We start from the raw sequence: 18469 nt of genomic DNA, 5'->3' as shown, positions 1-18469 counted from the left end.
GCGGGCGCCGACCTCCGGCGGGAGTATTTTTGAAAAGATGAAAAGATGAAATGGGCAGGGCATGGGGCGCAAGATTGGTTTTGCGCCCCGTGTTTGTGAGGTATGTCTGTGAGCTATGTTAAGCGGTGGCTTATTGCAGCTCGATCAATAGGTCCTTGGCGTCGATCTGGGTGCCGGGCTGGACGTGCACCGCTTTGATCACCGCATCGCGTTCGGCGTGGATGCCGGTTTCCATTTTCATCGCCTCGATGGTCAGGAGCAGATCGCCCTCATGGACCTGCTGCCCAGGCTGCACCGCCACGGTGGCCACAACACCGGGCATCGGCGCGCCAAAGTGGTTGTCATTGCCGGCCTCGGCCTTGGGGCGTTCGGTGGTGGATGATTTCACCAGACGGTTGGGCACCCGGATGACGCGGGGCTGGCCGTTCAGCTCAAAGAACACCTTTACCTCGCCTTTCTCATCCGTCTCGCCGATCGCCTGCAGACGGATTTCCAGGGTTTTGCCCGGGTCAATCTCGGCCGCGATCTCGTCGCCGGGTTCCATGCCGTAAAAGAAGGTCTGGGTGGGCAGGCTGCGCACCGGGCCATAGGTCCGGTGGCGGCCCATGTAATCCAGGAACACCTTGGGATACATCAGATAGCCGTTCAGATCCTCGTCGTCGATCAGCTTGCCGTCCAGCTCGGCGCTGAGCTCGGCGCGGGTGGCTTCGATATCTACAGGTTTCAGGTGCTTGCCGGGGCGTTCCAGATTGGGGGCCTCGCCCTTTAGCACCTTGTTGAGGAATGCGTTGGGAAAGCCGCCGGGAGGTTGGCCCAGATTGCCGCGCATCATGTCGATGACCGAGTCGGGGAAGGACAGATCTGTGCCTGGGTCTTCCACCTCACTCCGGGTCAGGCCCTGGGACACCATCATCAGCGCCATGTCACCCACCACTTTGGAGCTGGGCGTCACTTTGACGATATCGCCAAACATCTGGTTCACATCCGAATAGGTCTGCGCCACCTGGTGCCATTTTTCTTCCAGGCCCAAGGACCGCGCCTGTGCCTTGAGGTTGGTGAACTGGCCACCGGGCATCTCATGCAGGTAGACCTCGGAGGCCGGGGCCTGGATGCCACTTTCAAAGGCGGCATACTGGGCGCGGACCTGCTCCCAGTAGTCTGAAATTTCGCGGATCGGTTTGATGTCGAGGCCGGTGTCGCGGTCGGTGTTGCGCAGGCTTTCGACGATCGAGCCCAGACAGGGCTGCGAGGTGCCGCCCGAGAAGGCATCCATGGCGACATCGACAGCGTCGACGCCGGCATCCGCTGCGGCTAGAATCGTGGCGCCAGCAATGCCCGAGGTGTCATGGGTGTGGAAGTGGATTGGCAACCCGACCTGTTCTTTCAGCGCCTTGATCAGCACTCTGGCGGCGGCGGGTTTCAGCAGGCCAGCCATGTCCTTGAGGCCCAGAACATGGGCGCCGGCGGCCTCCAGTTCTTTGGCCATGCCGACATAGTATTTCAGGTCATACTTGGCGCGGTTGGGGTCGAGGATATCGCCGGTGTAGCAGATGGAGCCTTCGCAGATCTTGCCGGACTCATTCACCGCATCCATGGCGACGCGCATGTTTTCAACCCAGTTGAGGCTGTCGAACACCCGAAACACGTCGATGCCGGTCAGCGCTGCCTGTTTGACAAAACCCTGCACCACGTTGTCGGGGTAGTTGGTATAGCCAACGCCGTTGCTGGCGCGCAGCAGCATCTGGGTCATCACGTTTGGCATCGCCTCGCGCAGATCGCGCAGACGTTGCCAGGGGCATTCCTGCAAGAAGCGATAGGCGACGTCAAAGGTGGCACCGCCCCAGCACTCAACCGAGAACAGCTGGCTCATATTGGCGGCATAAGCGGGCGCCACTTTGATCATGTCAATCGAGCGCATCCGGGTGGCCAGCAGCGATTGGTGACCGTCGCGCATGGTGGTGTCGGTGAGCAGCAACTGCCGCTGCGCCTTCATCCAGTCGGCCACCGCCTGCGGGCCTTTTTGTTCCAGCAGATTGCGGGTGCCATAGGGCAGGTTGCCCGGTTTAACTTTTGGTGCGCGTGGCGCTCTCAGGTCGGCGGGTGGTGCGTTGCGGCCTTCGGTTTCCGGGTGACCGTTGACCGAGATATCGGCGATATAGGTCAGCACCTTGGTGCCGCGGTCGCGACGTTTGGAGAACTGGAACAGCTCGGGCGTATTGTCGATGAACTTGGTGGTATAGCTGTTGTCGAGGAAGGTCGGGTGCTTCAGCAGGTTCTCGACAAAGGCGATGTTGGTGCTGACGCCGCGCACCCGGAATTCACGCAGGGCGCGGTCCATGCGGGCGATGGCCATTTCCGGCGTTGGCGCCTTGGCGGTGATTTTGGTCAGCAGGCTGTCATAATAACGGGTGATGACGCCGCCCGCATAAGCGGTGCCGCCGTCCAGGCGAATGCCCATGCCGGTGGCCGAGCGATAGGCGGTAATGCGGCCGTAGTCGGGGATAAAGTTGTTCTGTGGGTCTTCGGTGGTCACCCGGGTCTGCAGCGCGTGGCCATTCAGAGTGATATCGTCCTGGCTGGCCTTGCCGGTGGCCTCGGCAATGGATTTGCCCTCGGCGATCAGGATCTGAGCGCGGACGATATCGATGCCGGTGACTTCCTCGGTGACGGTGTGTTCCACCTGCACCCGGGGGTTGACCTCGATGAAATAGAACTTGCCGTCATCCATATCCATCAGGAATTCAACGGTGCCAGCGCATTCATAGCCCACATAGGCGCAGATTTTGCGGCCCAAGGCGCAGATTTCGGTGCGCTGTTCCTCGCTCAAGTACGGAGCGGGCGCACGTTCGACGACTTTCTGGTTGCGGCGCTGAACTGAGCAGTCGCGTTCAAACAGGTGGTACATGCCGCCGTGTTTGTCACCCAGAATCTGCACCTCGACGTGGCGGGCGCGCAGAATCATCTTCTCCAGAAAGCCCTCGCCATTGCCAAAGGCGGCTTCGGCTTCGCGCCGACCCTCCAGAATTTTCTCTTCCAGTTCATCCTCATTGTAGATCGGTCGCATGCCGCGACCGCCGCCACCCCACGAGGCCTTGAGCATGAAGGGATAGCCGACTTCGGCAGCTTCCTTGCGGATGACGTCCATGTCATCGCCCAGCACCTCGGTGGCTGGGATCACTGGCACCCCGGCTTTGACCGCGACGCGGCGCGCACTGGCCTTGTCACCAACTTCGCGCATGGTTTTGGCCTTGGGGCCGATAAAGGTGATACCATTGCGGTCACAGGCATCGACAAAGTCAGGGTTTTCCGACAGCAGCCCGTAGCCGGGGTGGATGGCGTCAGCGCCGCATTCCTTGGCAACGCGGATCATCTCGTCGATGCTGAGGTAGGCAGCAACCGGGCCCATGCCCTCGCCAATCCTGTAAGCCTCATCCGCTTTGAACCGGTGCAGGCCCAGTTTGTCTTCTTCGGCATAGACCGCCACGGTGGCCTTGCCCATTTCGTTGGCGGCGCGCATCACCCGGATGGCGATCTCTCCACGGTTGGCAATCAGGATTTTCTTGAAGTCGGTCATGTTACCCTCGTGGTCGTGTGATTTTGACGAATTGTTAGTCGCATCCTAGAGACAGGTTCAACTGTAGTTCTGGGTAGAAACGGCATTTTTGCGCTATCCTGCGGCCCCTTGTTGTCGTTTTGCTATTTTTGGGGCAGTGGTGATGCTTTGCTGAGCTGCATTGGGGTGGGCAACTCGCCCAGGTTGGCGGCGCCCAATTGTCCCATATTGGCCTGCAGATCCTGTTTCAGGATATCAATAAGATGGGCTGGCCCGGCGGGGCCAAGTGCTGCCAGCGCAAAATGAAAGGCGCGCCCCAGCATGATATAGTTGGCGCCCATGGCCAGTGCGCGCAGCATATCCAGCCCGCCCTCGACACCGCTGTCAAAGATCAGCGGCAGGGTTGTGGCCTGGCGGATTTCGGGCAGCACTTCGATCGAGGCGGGGCTGGCGTCAAACTGGCGACCGCCGTGGTTCGACACCCAGAGCGCATCGACCCCGATCTGTTGCAGGCGCTGCGCATCCCGGGCGCGCATTACACCCTTTATCACCATCGGTCCCTGCCAGTGATCGCGCAGCCATTGCACATAATCCCAGTCCGGTGAGGTGCGCAGCAGGTAGCCGATATGGGCGGTAGAGGACAGGCTGGCGGAATTGTCCGAGATATATTTGTCGAGGCTGCGCATATGCGGCATGCCACGCCGGGCCATGCCCAGGGCCCAGGCGGGACTTGCGATAGCCTGGGCAAACAGCCGGGGCGTCAGTCGTGGCGGTTGTGTCAGCCCCGAGCGCACCTGCCGTTCGCGGCGCGAGGCCACCGGGACATCTGTCGTCAGCACCAGCACCTTGAACCCTGCCGATGTGGCGCGGGTCAGCATGTCCTTGCGGATGTCCGGGTCCTTGGGCGGGTACATCTGAAACCAGGCCTGCTGCCCCAGATGTGGCGCCAGATCCTCGGGCGATTGGCTGGCCACGGTGGACAGAGTATAAGGAATGCCCGCAGTGGCAGCACTGCGGGCTAGATGGCCCTCGGCATCGGGCCAGACCAGACCGGACATGCCCACCGGTGCCACCCCAAAGGGCAGCGGCAGTTTGTCACCAAAAAGCGAGGTGCTCAGATCGACCTCTAGCGGGCCATGCAGGATAGAGGGCAGAAAGCCGACCCGGTCCAGTGCCGCGCGGTTGCGGGCCTTGGTGGATTCGGTGCCGGTGCCACTGTCCAGAAACTCCCACACAAAAGGCGGCAATCGCCGTTGGGCGCGGTGGGCCAGATCAGCGATGGCGGGGTAGCGGCTGTGTAGATCCATGGCGGATTTGTGGGAAAGCTCGCGGAAAAAATCAAGTGCTGCGGTGCAGCAAAAGGTGAAATCGAAACATTCAGCAAGAAAATCGGTCGATTTTGGTCATTCTGTTCCGATCTATAGGGGCTGAGCGGTCAAAAGTTACAGGAGCGATTGTGGGGTGACGTGAAATTTAGCGTCAGTGGTGCCGTAAGTCGGTTGATAGGGGGAATGAAAGAGCGTAAAAAATTCCGGGAACATTGTGTGAACGTCCTCTTTCGCGCTGTAGTGAATCACGCTAGGATCACGCCCATGAGCAGTTTTGATGAAATGGACGCCTTTGAAGGCGCCTCGCTATCCTCGCGCGCAATGGCCGCGCGGCCCCAGCCTTATCTTGATGGGCTGAACCCTGCTCAGCGGGAGGCGGTCGAATGCCTGCATGGTCCGGTGCTGATGCTGGCGGGGGCGGGCACCGGCAAGACCAAGGCGCTGACCGCGCGGATTGTGCACCTGCTCACCACCGGCGCGGCCCGCACCAACGAGATTCTGGCGGTGACCTTCACCAACAAGGCGGCGCGCGAAATGAAAGAACGGGTCGGCGGCATGCTGGGCCAACCGGCCGAGGGCATGCCCTGGCTGGGCACCTTTCACGCGATCTGTGTCAAACAGCTGCGCCGTCATGCCGAACTGGTGGGGTTAAAGAGTAACTTCACCATTCTGGATACGGATGATGTGATCCGGCTGCTGAAGCAACTGATCCGCGCCGAAGGCATTGACGACAAGCGCTGGCCCGCCCGGCAACTGGCCAATGTCATCGACGGCTGGAAGAACAGTGCGCTGACACCGCAACGGGTGCCGGTGGCCGATGCCTCGGCCTATAACGGCATGGGCGTTGATCTCTATGCGCAGTACCAGACCCGCCTGCGGGAGCTGAACGCGGTGGATTTTGGCGATCTGCTGCTGCACATGGTGACGATACTGCAGACCCACAGCGATGTGCTGGAGCAATACCAGCGCTGGTTCCGCTTTATCATGGTGGACGAATACCAGGATACCAACGTCGCCCAGTATCTCTGGCTGCGGCTGCTGGCGGCGGGGCACAAGAATATCTGCTGCGTTGGCGATGATGACCAGTCAATCTATGGCTGGCGCGGCGCCGAGGTCGGCAACATCCTGCGCTTTGATAAGGATTTCCCCGGTGCCAAAGTGGTGCGGCTAGAGCAGAACTATCGCTCAACGGAGCATATTCTGGCGGCGGCGTCTGGCGTTATTGCCGGCAATGAAGGCCGCCTGGGCAAAGAGCTGTGGACTGCTGCCAAGGGCGGCGAAAAGGTCCGGCTGATTGGCCACTGGGACGGCGAGGAAGAGGCGCGCTGGATCGGCGAAGAGATCGAAGCGATGCAGCGCGGCACCCGCGGGATGGAACCCCGAGATCTGGATGACATGGCCATTCTGGTGCGTGCCTCGCATCAGATGCGGGCGTTTGAGGATCGGTTCCTGACCATTGGTCTGCCCTACCGGGTGATTGGCGGGCCGCGATTCTATGAGCGGCTGGAGATTCGCGATGCCATGGCCTATTTCCGCGTGGTCACCAGCCCGGATGACGATCTGGCCTTTGAACGCATCGTCAACACCCCGAAACGGGGGTTGGGCGACAAGGCACAGCAGACCATCCAGATAACGGCGCGGGAAAATGGCGTTTCGCTGATCGAGGGCGCTCGTCTTGCAATCGAAGGCGGGCTGATCAAAGGCAAAGGCGCCGGTAAGCTGCGGCAACTGGTCGAAGATGCGGCGCGTTGGAGTCGTTTGGCCGGTGGCGGCGACATGACCCATATGGATCTCGCCGAAATCATCCTGGACGAGTCCGGCTATACCACCATGTGGCAGAACGACAAAACCCCCGATGCTCCGGGCCGGTTGGAGAACCTCAAGGAGCTGGTCAAGGCGCTGGAGAATTTCGAGAACCTGCAAGGGTTTCTGGAACACGTCAGCCTGATCATGGACAATGCCTCCAGTGATTCTGGGCAGAAGGTGTCGATCATGACCCTGCACGGCTCTAAGGGGCTGGAGTTTCCGGCGGTGTTTCTGCCGGGCTGGGAAGACGGGCTGTTCCCCTCGCAACGCTCAATGGATGAAAGCGGCCTGAAGGGTCTCGAAGAAGAACGCCGACTGGCCTATGTCGGGATTACCCGGGCCGAGGAGGTCTGTACCATTTCCTTTGCCGGCAATCGGCGGGTGTTTGGCCAGTGGCAGTCGCAACTGCCGTCGCGGTTCATTGACGAGCTGCCTGAGCAACATGTCGAGGTGTTGACGCCGCCGGGCCTGTATGGCGGTGGGTACGGCGCGGCGGCCCCGGCCGAGTCGCCGCGCTCGACCATCGAGGAAAAGATGGCGCAGGCGGATGGCTATAATTCGCCAGGCTGGAAACGCATGCAATCGCGCGCCGGACAGCGCGGTATGGCGCAACCCAAAGCCGCCAAGAATCAGGTGATTGATGCCACGGTGGTGTCGAGCTTCACCATGGGAGACCGGGTGTTCCACCAGAAGTTCGGCTATGGGATGATTGCCGGTATCGACGGCGATAAGCTGGAAATCGCGTTCGACAAGGCAGGGCTGAAAAAGGTTGTGGCGGCCTATGTCTCGGCTGGCGACGATATTCCGTTTTAAAACGAGCCTGATTTAGTGTGCCAGCCTGAGGATTCAAATCGTTCGCGCGGCTCGGCCGTCGGTCAGTATTGTGAAATGGCAAAATTAAAAATCTAAAACGGGCAGCGGTCAGCTGCGGATCGGATTGCGGTGCAATCCGATCCGGGCGTGGCGGTGGCGCGCAGCATGGCTGCGCGCCACCGCCACGCCATCGCCCTAAATCAACCTGATCAATTGTCGCAGGCGAAAGCTGGCTGCGGTTGTGCAACTCAGTGCTGTCACCGCAATCCACTACTGGGGCACGGCAGGGCTGGACTGGGGATGGTAGGGCTGTGGGTTTTTGGCAGCCTTCGACAGCCAGATCAGCGGCGCAGATGGCCTCGATGTCGAACACTGTGAAAATTGAATTGGGCAAAGAAAAACGACGGTGCCAGGGAGGAGGAAAAGCACCGTCGTTCTTTGCAACACCGAGAGTTTCAGGGAGGAGGAAGTCCCGGTGTATTCAGACCCGGTTTTGAACCGGTATAAGGTGCGACAGCATCAGGGAGGAGGAGGATGCTGCCGCGTAGGACAGGTCTTTTAAGGGAGGGGAAAAAGACCTGATCTCTGTCAGTTGACGCCGTAGGCTGCCTCGTGTGCGACGGTCTGCAACATCGAGCGGTTCAGACCCAGATCCGCCAGTTCACGGCGGCTCAATGTTGAGAGCTCGTTCAGGGTTTGGCGATACTGACGGTATTGAGTGAAGCGCGCCCAAGCGGCCTCGGCCAAGGTGACAGGGGCGCATAACAGCGATAGTTTTGAAGTGCTGATGTGATCGATTGCAGCCATTGTCTTGGTCCTTGGTGTATTTCGGTGCGTTGCCTAGGTGGCGTTGCTTGAGGCCAAAATAGGAATTTGCTGCAGACGCACAATCCCCAACTTGGGCATTTCTGCTATGCAGCATTTGCATGGGTCGGGGGTTGTAATCTTCAATTGCCTGATTCCTTGTCATCTCGGGCTGGCGATGCCTGAACCTTGGGCGCAAAATATCTCGGCCTCGGTGCTGGACCGGCAGAGCATCCGGGGTTTTGGTTGGCTGCGCCACGGCCTATATGTGGCAGAGCAAGGATCAGGAGGCCGAAATGGCAGTGACGCAGGTAGAGATATATGAGGCATTGGAGCGACTGGAGCTGCCGGACGGCGGCAATCTGGTGTCGCGCGACATGCTGCGGGCGTTGCGGATAGAGGCGGGCAAGGTCAGTTTTGTGATAGAAGCCCCCAGTCCGGAAATTGCCAAGCTGATGGAGCCATTGCGCCGTGCCGCCGAGGATGTGGTGCAGCGTTTGGAGGGGGTGCAGGCGGTTTCGGTTGCCTTGACGGCACATGGGCCGGCCGCAGCGGCGCCAAGCCTAAAGTTCGGCGGGCACGCCAAGCCGCAGGCCGCTCCGATGAAGCCCTCAGGCGTGCAGCACATTCTGGCGGTGGGCTCGGGCAAGGGCGGCGTTGGGAAATCTACTGTTGCCTCAAACCTGGCTGTGGCGCTGGCCCGGCAGGGGCGCAAGGTGGGATTGCTGGATGCGGATATCTACGGTCCCAGCCTGCCGCGCATGATGGGGGCCAGCGGCCGCCCGGCCAGCCCGGATGGCAAGACCATTGAGCCGCTGCAGGCCCATGGTGTCACTTTGATGTCAATCGGCTTCATGCTGGAGGACGACAAGGCGGTGATCTGGCGTGGCCCCATGCTGATGGGCGCATTGCAGCAGATGCTGGGGCAGGTCAATTGGGGGCAGTTGGATGTGCTGATCGTTGATTTGCCGCCGGGCACGGGGGATGTGCAGTTGACGCTATGCACCAAGGCCGAGCTGACCGGCGCCATTGTGGTGTCGACGCCGCAGGACGTGGCGTTGCTGGATGCGCGCAAGGCACTGGATATGTTCAAGACCCTGAAGACGCCGGTGCTGGGCCTGATCGAGAACATGTCGTTGTTTACCTGCCCGGATTGCGGCAGTGAGCATCAGATCTTTGGCCACGGCGGCGTCACTGCCGAAGCCGAGGCGATGGGTTTGCCGCTGCTGGGGGTCTTGCCGATTGATCTTGAGACCCGCCTCTGCGGAGACAATGGCACGCCGGTGGCGGCAGGCGAGGGGGTGATGGCGCAGGCCTATGCGCGCATCGCCGAGGGGTTGGTCCGGGGTGGGATGGCCTAACGGATCCCCACTCAAGCGATTTGAAACTTTCGACCCGGCCCACCTGTTCAGGTGGGCCATTGTTTGTCCGGAGGTAGAGGAGGGCTGGGATCGGCGGGCCTTGGAGTATCCTTTGGGAAATCATGGGGTGGCTGGGAATTTATGGGCGCGCTGGGCGATCATGGGCGTAGAACCGATCGTTTGGGGTGGAATTCCGGAATTCCCTCGAATCAAAATTGATTCGAGGCTGTGAAACTCAATACGCCCGTGGATTGCTTGGGGATAACTCGGGAACATTAAGTGAACGTAAATTGAAAAGCGGATTCGGATGAGATTTTTTGGGAAATTGAGGGAATTTTTTTCACGCTTGCTTAAGCACTGTATGTTGTGTGTAGCATGCTGAAATCATCTACTCATGGCGTAGTGTGATCAATTAGTAGGCACTAAATTAAATTAAATTTGGGTCTTGTTATGGTATTTGAGGAGGCCGTTCAGAAAAAATCGTTGCCAGACCATGAAGTCCCATAGTATCCCAGTATACATCGAATGAGACGAAGAGCACGGGGCACTACAAAGACCCCAAACATAAAAAACTAAGAGCAGGTATCATACAGGCCTTCGCTTTCATCAGATACTGAGAGATCCGGCGCGCGAGCGAGCAGACATCCCCCCAGGTGGCGCGCGCAGTCGGACACTCCCGCACAGCGGGACAAAGATGGCGAGTTGATCCGTGGCAGCTGATCAACTCGCCATTTTGCTTACTGGGGCACAAAATAAAACGCGAGGGACGTAGCAGAAGGGACGTTAGCTTGGGCCGCAGGTTCAGAGGCGAAAGCCAACACAAGGTCGATACAAAAGGCAGGGTGTCTATCCCGGCCTCGTTTCGGCGTGTGCTTGAATCTGGTGATACCAACTGGCAATCCGGCAGCAATCCCGAGCTGGTCATCGTTTACGGCGATGACGATCGTAATTTTCTGGAATGTTATACCATGGAGGCGATCGACGAAGTCGATGCCAAGATCGATGCATTGCCGCGCGGCTCGGATCCGCGAAAGGCCTTGCAACGGTTGTTCCACGGGCGGTCTTTTCCGACCACAGTTGACGAGACCGGCCGTTTGGTGCTGCCGGCCAAGCTGCGCAACAAGATCGGCCTCAAAGGTGAGGCGTTCTTTATTGCTGCAGGGGATACCTTTCAGATCTGGAAGCCGGAAACCTATGAGCAGGAAGAATCTGCTCAGACCGATAAATGGTTGGAAGAGTTGCCCAAGGGCTATGATATAATGCAGTTCCTTGATGGAACTGGAGAGGCTGAGTGATGACTACGGACCAGAATGGCGATTCTGCCCCCCATATTCCCGTTTTGCTGCGCCCCCTGCTGAAGGCCGTGGCGCCGGTTTCAGGTCGCTGGCTGGATGGCACATTTGGGGCTGGCGGTTATACCCGTGGATTGCTGGAGGCCGGGGCCTCGCAGGTCATTGGCGTCGATCGTGACCCCTTGGCGTTCGAGCTGGCGCAAAGCTGGGCTGGCGACTATGGCGACCGGCTGGTGATGCAGCAGGGCGTGTTTTCGCGCATGGATGAATATGCCAGCGATTTGGATGGCGTTGTGTTGGACTTAGGCGTGTCGTCGATGCAGCTGGATCTGGCCGAGCGCGGGTTCTCGTTCATGAAGGATGGGCCGCTGGACATGCGGATGTCGCAGGAGGGGCCCTCGGCGGCGGATCTTGTGGCCGAGCTATCCGAGGTTCAACTGGCGGATATCCTGTTTCATTTTGGCGAAGAACGCGCCAGTCGCCGCATTGCCAAGGCCATCGTCAGAGCCCGGGCGCTGGAACCGATCACCACCACCTTGCAATTGACCAAAATCGTTGAAAGCTGCCTGCCGCGCTCCAAGCCAGGCAGATCACATCCCGCCACCCGCAGCTTTCAAGGGCTGCGCATTGCAGTGAATGCCGAGTACGAAGAGCTATTCCAGGGATTGCTGGCGGCTGAACGGGCGCTCAAGCCCGGCGGATTGCTGGCTGTTGTCACCTTTCATTCCATCGAAGACCGTATGGTCAAACGGTTCTTTCAGCACCGGGCCGGCAAGACCGGGCGCGCCAATCGATATGCGCCAGAGATTGAGGAAATCCCGACCCAGTTCTCACTGATCACCGGCAAGGCTGTTGGCCCGGATGATCAGGAATTGGAGGAAAACCCAAGGTCGCGGTCAGCCCGGTTGCGGGTTGGGCGGCGTAGCGAAGCCCCGGCGACGCCGATTGAAGCCCGTGATATTGGCATGCCGCAACTGAAAGAATCGCATCGATGAAAGCACTGGCTTATGTCTTGTCGGCGCTGGCGGTGTTTGGTCTGGCGTTTTGGGCCTATCGCGAAAACTATTCGACGCAGCAGGTGTTAAAGGAAACCCGAACCCTGCAACGGCAGATTGGCTCAGCCCAAGTGCGACTTGGGGTTTTGCGGGCCGAGTGGGCCTATCTGAACCGCCCTGACCGTCTGCGTGAACTGGCCGAGCTGAACTTTAACAGCCTCGGCCTTTTGCCTCTTCGCCCCAATCAGTTTGGCCGGGTGGACGAGGTGGCTTATCCGCAGGTGCCACTGCTGCCCATCACCAATGGTGTTGATGTGTCGACCATGGCAGCTGGCGGGGGGGACCGATGATCCGTATTCCGCTTCGCCCACTGGCCCGCATCCTGACCGCCCGGGCAAATGGGGAAAACCCGGACGCCATTGAAAAAGAGAACCTGCGCCAGCGCCATTTTGAAATTCAGGGCCAGTCTCAGCAGCGCTCTGAGGGTCGGCTGCTGGTGCTGGGGGTGTTTTTCCTCTGCGCCTATGCGGTGATCGGGCTTCGCATGGGGATGATGGCGACCTCAGAACCGACCGAGCCGACAACCAGCGCATCCGGCAGTGCCATTGCCGCGCAGCGCGCGGATATCGTCGACCGCGAAGGTCGCATTCTGGCCACCAATTTTGAGACCCATTCGCTCTATGCCCATCCGCAGAAACTGATCGATGCGGCGGCCTCGGCTGCGGCGCTGGTCGGGATCTTCCCGGATCTGGATTCCGAACGGTTGCTGAAGGATTTGACCGGCAAGCGCAAGTTTGTCTGGATCAAGAAAAAGATCAGCCCCGAGCAAAAGCAGGCGGTGCATGACATCGGCGATCCTGGCCTGCTGTTTGGCCCGCGAGAAATGCGGCTGTATCCCAATGGCAGTCTGGCAGCCCATGTTCTGGGCGGCGCTGGGTTTGGCAAGGAAGACGTTGATGCCGCCGAGGTGATCGGGGTCGCCGGGGTTGAGCGTCAGTTCGACAGCTATCTGCGCGATCCGGCCAACGGGGCTGAGCCGCTGCAACTGTCGCTGGACCTGACCATTCAGGCCGCCGCCGAGCAGGTGCTGTCTGGTGGCATGCGACTGATGAATGCCAAAGGGGCCACCTCGATCCTGATGGATGTGCACACCGGCGAGGTGATCTCGGTGGTGTCTTTGCCCGACTTTGACCCGAACCAGCGGCCCCGGCCCCTGGTATCAGGGGATTCATCGGACAGCCCGCTGTTCAATCGGGCGGTGCAGGGTGTGTATGAGCTGGGCTCCACCTTCAAGATCTTTGCCGCGGCGCAGGCGATGGATCTGGGGTTGGTCACTGCCGACAGTATCGTTGATATCCGGGGGCCGCTGCGCTGGGGCCGCTTCGCGATCCGGGACTTTCACAACTACGGCAATAGCCTGTCGGTTGAGCGGATCATCGTGAAGTCGTCGAACATTGGCACCGCGCGGCTGGCCCAACAGATCGGCGCCGAGCGTCAGCGCGATTTCCTGTCGCGACTGGGCATGTTGGAGCCAACCCCGTTTGAGATTTCCGAGGCCGCTGCCGGTCGGCCTTTGTTGCCGCCGAACTGGTCCGAATTGTCGGCGATGACCATTTCTTATGGCCACGGCTTATCGACCAGTCCGATGCATCTGGCCGCCGGCTATGCCGCCATTGCCAATGGTGGCAATTATGTCAGCCCGACCATCCTGAAACAGAACCGGCCGCAACCGGGCCCCCGGGTGATGTCCGCTGAGACGGCTGCGGCGGCGCGCAATATGCTGCGTCTGGTGGTGACCGAAGGCACCGCCAGCTTTGGCGAGGTGCCCGGCTATCAGGTGGGTGGCAAGACCGGCACGGCCGATAAGCCAAAACCAACCGGCGGCTATTACGATGACAAGGTGATTGCCACTTTTGCCTCGATGTTCCCGGCGCATGATCCGAAATATGTGCTGGTGGTGACACTGGATGAACCCTCGATCATTGCCTACGGCGAAGAGCGCCGGACCGCCGGGTGGACGGCTGTTCCGGTGGCTGCGGAAATGATCGGTCGGATCGCACCTTTGCTGGGGCTGCGTCCGCAAGTTGAACCTGCCACGGTGACTGGTATAACCCTCACCTCAAACTGACAGCGGGGGTCGCTATGAGCAATACATCCGAGAATACCCTGGGCCGGCTGGGCCTGACGGCGCGCGGCGGAGCGGATCCGGTGATCAACGGGATGACCGTCGACAGTCGTGCGGTGCGCCAAGGGTTTCTGTTTGCAGCCCTCCCCGGGTCTGTGGTGCATGGCGCCAGCTTCATCGCCGCGGCGTTGGACCTAGGCGCTGCGGCCATTCTGACCGATGCCGAGGGCGCCAGGCTGGCAGCGGCGGATTTGGCGGATGGCCACGCCGCCTTGGTGGTGGTCGAAGATCCACGTCAGGCCCTGGGCTATGCCGCCGCCCTGTGGTTCGGCGCCCAGCCGCAGACTGCGGTGGCCATCACCGGCACCAATGGCAAGACATCTGTGGCAACATTTGTCCGCCAGATCTGGGAACTCTTGGGTCATCCGGCTGTCAACCTTGGCACCACCGGCGTCGAAGGCGCTTGGAGCTATCCGCTGACCCATACCACCCCGGACCCGATCACCCTGCACAGGGCGCTGGCGAAAGCTGTCGAGAACGGCGTCACCCATGTGGCGATGGAGGCCTCCAGTCACGGCTTGGATCAACGGCGCCTGGACGGCGTGCGTCTGGCGGCTGCGGGGTTCACCAATTTCAGCCAGGATCACCTGGATTATCACCACACGTTTGAGGCCTATTTTGCCGCCAAGGCGGGCCTGTTCCGCCGGGTGCTGCCGGATGATGGTGTTGCGGTAATCAATATTGACGATAAACGCGGCGCGGAAATGCGCGCTCTGGCCGCTGCCCGGGGCCAAGAGGTGATCACCGTGGGGCGCGGAATGGGTGATCTGTGCCTGATGAACCAGCGCTTTGATGCCTCTGGGCAGGACATGCGGTTCAGCTGGCATGACAAGCCGTTCCAGACCCGGTTGAACCTGATCGGTGGCTTTCAGGCGGAAAACATCCTGTTGGCCTGTGGGTTGGTGATCGCATCGGGCGAGGCTCCCGAGCGGGTGTTTGAAACCCTGCCGGATCTGACAACAGTGCGGGGCCGGATGCAGCTGGCGGCGAGGCGCCGCAATGGCGCGGCGGTGTTTGTTGATTTTGCCCACACCCCCGACGCCATTGCCACCGCGCTAAAGGCGCTGCGGCCGCATGTTCTGGGCCGATTGGTTGCCATTGTCGGCGCTGGTGGTGATCGCGATGCCAGCAAACGCCCCTTGATGGGGCAGGCGGCGGAGGAAAATGCCGATGTGGTGATCATCACCGACGACAACCCGCGCAGCGAAGACCCCGCGGTGATCCGCGCTGCCGTCAAGGGCGGCGCCCCGGCTGCCCGCGTGGTCGGCGACCGTGCCGAAGCAATCCTGCGCGGCGTTGATGCGCTGGGGCCGGGCGATGCGCTGATGATCTGCGGTAAGGGTCATGAGAGCGGTCAGATCGTCGGCGATGACATTCTGCCCTTTGATGATGTGGAACAGGCCAGCATGGCGGTGGCGGCACTGGATGGGGGGCTGGTATGAGCCTGTGGACGATGCAAGAGGCCGTTGCCGCAACCGGTGGCCGGGCGCAGGGCAACTGGAGTCTGGGCGGGATCTCTATTGACACCCGCACGCTGGCGCCGGGTGATTTGTTTGTGGCGCTGAAGGCGGCCCGCGATGGGCATGACTTTGTGGCGCAGGCTTTGGCCGCAGGGGCCGGGGCCGCTCTGGTGTCGCATATCCCCGACGGGCTGGACGCAGGCGCGCCACTGTTGATTGTTGAGGATGTTTTGCAGGGGCTTGAGGCGCTTGGACAGGCCGCCCGCTCTCGTTGTGATGCACGCGTCGTCGCCGTGACCGGATCGGTGGGCAAGACCTCGACCAAGGAAATGCTGGCGCGGATGCTGTCGGATCAGGGTCGCACCCATGCGGCGGTGGCCAGTTACAACAACCATTGGGGGGTGCCGCTGACTCTGGCGCGGATGCCACGCGACAGTGAATACGCAGTGATCGAAATTGGCATGAACCACCCCGGCGAGATCGCTCCGCTGGCGCTGCAGGCCCGGCCGCATGTGGCAATGATCACCAATGTGGCCGCCGTGCACCTTGAGGCCTTTGACGACGTGGGCGGTATCGCCGCTGAAAAGGCAGCGGTGCTGCAAGGGCTGGAACCCGGTGGCGTTGCAGTGCTGAACAGCGATACCGCCGAGGTGGATGTTCTAGGCGATGCGGCAACGGATCGGGGCGTGAAGCCCCTGTGGTTTGGGCGCAATGCCAGCGACTACAGGCTGCTGTCGACGACGGTGCAGGGCGAAGAAACACTGGCCCATGCCACTGCAATGGGTCGTGAAATAGAGATGCATATTCAATCTCTTGGGGCGCATTTTGCGATGAATGCGCTGGGGGCATTGGCCTGCCTGTCGGCGCTTGGCGCGGATATGGACAAGGGCCTGCGCAGCCTGGCGCTGTGGTCGCCGGTCAAGGGGCGCGGTGCCCGCGAAGTGATCCATTTAGACAGTGATAATTCGGCCAGTGGCAAAATCCTGTTGCTGGATGACAGCTATAACGCCAATCCCACCTCGATGGCGGCGGCGCTGGAGGTTCTGGCGGCAACGCCGGGCATGGGCCGCAAGATCGCCTATCTGGGCGACATGAAAGAGCTGGGACCAGAGGAACGCGCGCTGCACATCAAGCTGGCACAGCATCCGGCGATCCGTTTGATCGACCAGATCCATTGCATCGGCCCGCTGATGCAGCATCTGCACGCCGCCTTGCCCGATGGCAAACGCGGTGCCTTCTATCAAACCAGTGCCGAGGCGCTGCCGGATTTGGCCAGACAGATCCAAGGTGGCGATATTGTGCTGGCCAAGGGCTCTCTCAGCATCGCATTGGCCAAGATCGTTGACGGCATCCGCAATTTGGGCCATGGCGGCCCTTCTGACATTTCAAAATAGCGAACAGGACCCCCTTACATGCTCTATTGGCTTACCGAGCTATCGGACGGCGGCGATTTCTTTAACCTGTTCCGCTATATCACCTTCCGCGCCGGCGGCGCCTTCCTGACCGCGCTGATCTTTGGCTTTGTCTTTGGCAAGCCGCTGATCAACGTGCTGCGCAAAAAGCAGGGCAAGGGCCAGCCGATCCGCGAGGACGGCCCCGAGGGGCATTTCGTCAAGGCCGGCACCCCAACCATGGGCGGGCTGCTGATCGTCGGCGCACTGTTGTTTTCCACTCTGGTCTGGGCGCGCTGGGACAACCCCTTTGTCTGGCTGGTGCTTTTCGTCACCGTCTCCTTTGCTCTGATCGGGTTTGCCGATGATTATGCCAAGGTCTCCAAGCAGAACACCGCTGGGGTGTCGGGCAAACTGCGGCTGGCACTGGGGATTATCATTGCGGTGATCGCCGCGCTCTGGGCCTCGGCCTATCACCCCGAGGCGCTGCAGAACCAGCTGGCGCTGCCGGTGTTCAAGGACACCCTGATCAATCTGGGCTATTTCTATGTGCCGTTCTCCATCTGCGTGGTGGTGGGCACCGCCAATGCGGTGAACCTGACCGACGGGCTGGACGGGCTGGCAATCATGCCGGTGATGATCGCCGCCACCACGCTGGGCATCATTGCCTATGCGGTGGGGCGGGTTGATTTCACTGAATACCTCGACGTGCATTATGTGCCCGGCACCGGCGAGATCCTGATCTTTACCATGGCGCTGTTTGGCGGCGGTCTTGGCTTCCTGTGGTACAATGCCCCGCCGGCGGCGGTGTTCATGGGCGACACCGGATCATTGGCTCTGGGCGGCGCATTGGGCGCCATCGCGCTGGTCATCAAGCACGAGCTGGTGCTGGCGATTGTCGGTGGCCTGTTTGTGGTTGAGGCGCTGAGCGTGATTATTCAGGTGCTGTATTACAAACGCACCGGCAAGCGGGTGTTCCTGATGGCGCCGATCCACCACCACTACGAGAAAAAGGGCTGGTCCGAGCCGACCATCGTGATCCGTTTCTGGATCATCTCGCTGATCCTGGCGATGATCGGTCTGGCAACGCTGAAGGTGCGGTGACAACGCCCTTACTTTGGCCCGGCACCGCCGGGCAGCGCCTGACCTTCCCCCCGGGAAGGCGCTTCTCGCCTCCCCAAGGTCAGGCGCTGCCCTAAGTGGCCGACTATGCCTTTCAACTTACCCGCGACCTGTTAGAGTGGCGCGCAATTGAGTTGGAGGGTTTTGCATGTCGAGCTGGGAATTGATGGATTGGATTGTAGTTGCTGGAGTAATAGCAGCTATCTTAGGCACGTATTTCGCATGGAAATCTCTCAGGGGCGGCAAACTCAAAACCACCAACACCATCAATCACGGTGACAACAACACTCAGACCGGTGGATCAGGAACAACCGATAACCGCGTTGATCACGGCAGCAACAACAAGCAAAGCGGTTAAC

General features: G+C 60.4%; 13 protein-coding genes. 10 read left to right on the top strand and 3 right to left on the bottom strand.

Annotated features, from left to right (window positions below):
• Positions 1-130 precede the first annotated feature (130 nt).
• Both QPJ95_RS00835 and QPJ95_RS00830 read right to left on the bottom strand, forming a co-directional pair.
• Positions 131-3574 (bottom strand): pyruvate carboxylase, encoded by a 3444-nt coding sequence (locus QPJ95_RS00835; RefSeq protein ID WP_270918719.1) that lies wholly within the window; start codon positions 3572-3574, stop codon positions 131-133.
• 122 nt (positions 3575-3696) lie between these two features.
• On the bottom strand, positions 3697-4860 hold the full coding sequence (locus tag QPJ95_RS00830) for an alpha-hydroxy acid oxidase (protein ID WP_270918718.1): 1164 nt from the start codon (positions 4858-4860) through the stop codon (positions 3697-3699).
• Between the two features lie 285 nt (positions 4861-5145).
• Here QPJ95_RS00830 and QPJ95_RS00825 point away from each other — a divergent pair, with 285 nt between their 5' ends.
• Positions 5146-7500: an ATP-dependent helicase gene (locus QPJ95_RS00825; protein WP_270918717.1), complete on the top strand. Its 2355-nt coding sequence runs from the start codon at positions 5146-5148 to the stop codon at positions 7498-7500.
• 588 nt (positions 7501-8088) lie between these two features.
• Here QPJ95_RS00825 and QPJ95_RS00820 read toward each other — a convergent pair.
• A complete protein-coding gene (locus QPJ95_RS00820; protein WP_270918716.1) occupies positions 8089-8307 on the bottom strand; it encodes a DUF1127 domain-containing protein in 219 nt (72 codons plus the stop codon).
• Between the two features lie 293 nt (positions 8308-8600).
• Between QPJ95_RS00820 and QPJ95_RS00815 the strand changes: the two genes are divergently transcribed.
• The 9 genes from QPJ95_RS00815 to QPJ95_RS00775 all read left to right on the top strand — a co-directional run bounded on the left by QPJ95_RS00815 (position 8601) and on the right by QPJ95_RS00775 (position 18468).
• Entirely contained in the window at positions 8601-9665 is a 1065-nt protein-coding gene (locus tag QPJ95_RS00815; RefSeq protein ID WP_270918715.1) for an Mrp/NBP35 family ATP-binding protein, read from the top strand.
• 788 nt (positions 9666-10453) lie between these two features.
• Positions 10454-10960 carry a division/cell wall cluster transcriptional repressor MraZ gene (gene mraZ, locus QPJ95_RS00810; protein WP_270918714.1) on the top strand — a complete coding sequence of 169 codons (507 nt, stop codon included), beginning with the start codon at positions 10454-10456 and terminating at the stop codon, positions 10958-10960.
• Positions 10960-11952 (top strand): 16S rRNA (cytosine(1402)-N(4))-methyltransferase RsmH, encoded by a 993-nt coding sequence (gene rsmH / locus QPJ95_RS00805; protein WP_270918713.1) that lies wholly within the window; start codon positions 10960-10962, stop codon positions 11950-11952. The genes mraZ and rsmH overlap by 1 nt, the downstream gene beginning before the upstream one ends.
• Entirely contained in the window at positions 11949-12302 is a 354-nt protein-coding gene (ftsL, locus tag QPJ95_RS00800) for a cell division protein FtsL (RefSeq protein ID WP_270918712.1), read from the top strand. The genes rsmH and ftsL overlap by 4 nt, the downstream gene beginning before the upstream one ends.
• Positions 12299-14080 carry a peptidoglycan D,D-transpeptidase FtsI family protein gene (locus QPJ95_RS00795; protein ID WP_270918711.1) on the top strand — a complete coding sequence of 594 codons (1782 nt, stop codon included), beginning with the start codon at positions 12299-12301 and terminating at the stop codon, positions 14078-14080. Before ftsL ends, QPJ95_RS00795 begins: the two co-directional genes overlap by 4 nt.
• A gap of 14 nt (positions 14081-14094) precedes the next feature.
• Complete coding sequence (locus QPJ95_RS00790) at positions 14095-15579, top strand: UDP-N-acetylmuramoyl-L-alanyl-D-glutamate--2,6-diaminopimelate ligase (RefSeq protein ID WP_270918710.1); 1485 nt, start codon at positions 14095-14097, stop codon at positions 15577-15579.
• Positions 15576-16991, top strand: a complete 1416-nt coding sequence (locus QPJ95_RS00785; protein ID WP_270918709.1) for a UDP-N-acetylmuramoyl-tripeptide--D-alanyl-D-alanine ligase — start codon at positions 15576-15578, stop codon at positions 16989-16991. The genes QPJ95_RS00790 and QPJ95_RS00785 overlap by 4 nt, the downstream gene beginning before the upstream one ends.
• An 18-nt stretch (positions 16992-17009) precedes the next feature.
• Positions 17010-18092: a phospho-N-acetylmuramoyl-pentapeptide-transferase gene (gene mraY, locus QPJ95_RS00780; RefSeq protein WP_270918708.1), complete on the top strand. Its 1083-nt coding sequence runs from the start codon at positions 17010-17012 to the stop codon at positions 18090-18092.
• Positions 18093-18258: 166 nt separating this feature from the next.
• Positions 18259-18468 carry a hypothetical protein gene (locus QPJ95_RS00775; RefSeq protein WP_270918707.1) on the top strand — a complete coding sequence of 70 codons (210 nt, stop codon included), beginning with the start codon at positions 18259-18261 and terminating at the stop codon, positions 18466-18468.
• Position 18469 lies beyond the last annotated feature (1 nt).

Source organism: Parasedimentitalea psychrophila (assembly GCF_030285785.1).
GTDB classification, from domain to species: domain Bacteria; phylum Pseudomonadota; class Alphaproteobacteria; order Rhodobacterales; family Rhodobacteraceae; genus Parasedimentitalea; species Parasedimentitalea psychrophila.
The sequence above is the reverse complement of the archived record's forward strand: the minus strand, read 5'-3'. Positions and strand labels throughout refer to the sequence as shown.

Bases quoted from the DNA above. Each gene is read 5' to 3' on its own strand.
- rsmH (WP_270918713.1), top strand. From the start codon at position 10,960: ATGACTACGGACCAGAATGGCGATTCTGCCCCCCATATTCCCGTTTTG.
- QPJ95_RS00820 (WP_270918716.1), bottom strand. From the start codon at position 8,307: ATGGCTGCAATCGATCACATCAGCACTTCAAAACTATCGCTGTTATGC.
- QPJ95_RS00815 (WP_270918715.1), top strand. From the start codon at position 8,601: ATGGCAGTGACGCAGGTAGAGATATATGAGGCATTGGAGCGACTGGAG.
- QPJ95_RS00790 (WP_270918710.1), top strand. From the start codon at position 14,095: ATGAGCAATACATCCGAGAATACCCTGGGCCGGCTGGGCCTGACGGCG.
- QPJ95_RS00775 (WP_270918707.1), top strand. From the start codon at position 18,259: ATGTCGAGCTGGGAATTGATGGATTGGATTGTAGTTGCTGGAGTAATA.
- QPJ95_RS00785 (WP_270918709.1), top strand. From the start codon at position 15,576: ATGAGCCTGTGGACGATGCAAGAGGCCGTTGCCGCAACCGGTGGCCGG.
- mraY (WP_270918708.1), top strand. From the start codon at position 17,010: ATGCTCTATTGGCTTACCGAGCTATCGGACGGCGGCGATTTCTTTAAC.
- QPJ95_RS00830 (WP_270918718.1), bottom strand. From the start codon at position 4,860: ATGGATCTACACAGCCGCTACCCCGCCATCGCTGATCTGGCCCACCGC.
- QPJ95_RS00825 (WP_270918717.1), top strand. From the start codon at position 5,146: ATGAGCAGTTTTGATGAAATGGACGCCTTTGAAGGCGCCTCGCTATCC.
- ftsL (WP_270918712.1), top strand. From the start codon at position 11,949: ATGAAAGCACTGGCTTATGTCTTGTCGGCGCTGGCGGTGTTTGGTCTG.
- QPJ95_RS00835 (WP_270918719.1), bottom strand. From the start codon at position 3,574: ATGACCGACTTCAAGAAAATCCTGATTGCCAACCGTGGAGAGATCGCC.
- QPJ95_RS00795 (WP_270918711.1), top strand. From the start codon at position 12,299: ATGATCCGTATTCCGCTTCGCCCACTGGCCCGCATCCTGACCGCCCGG.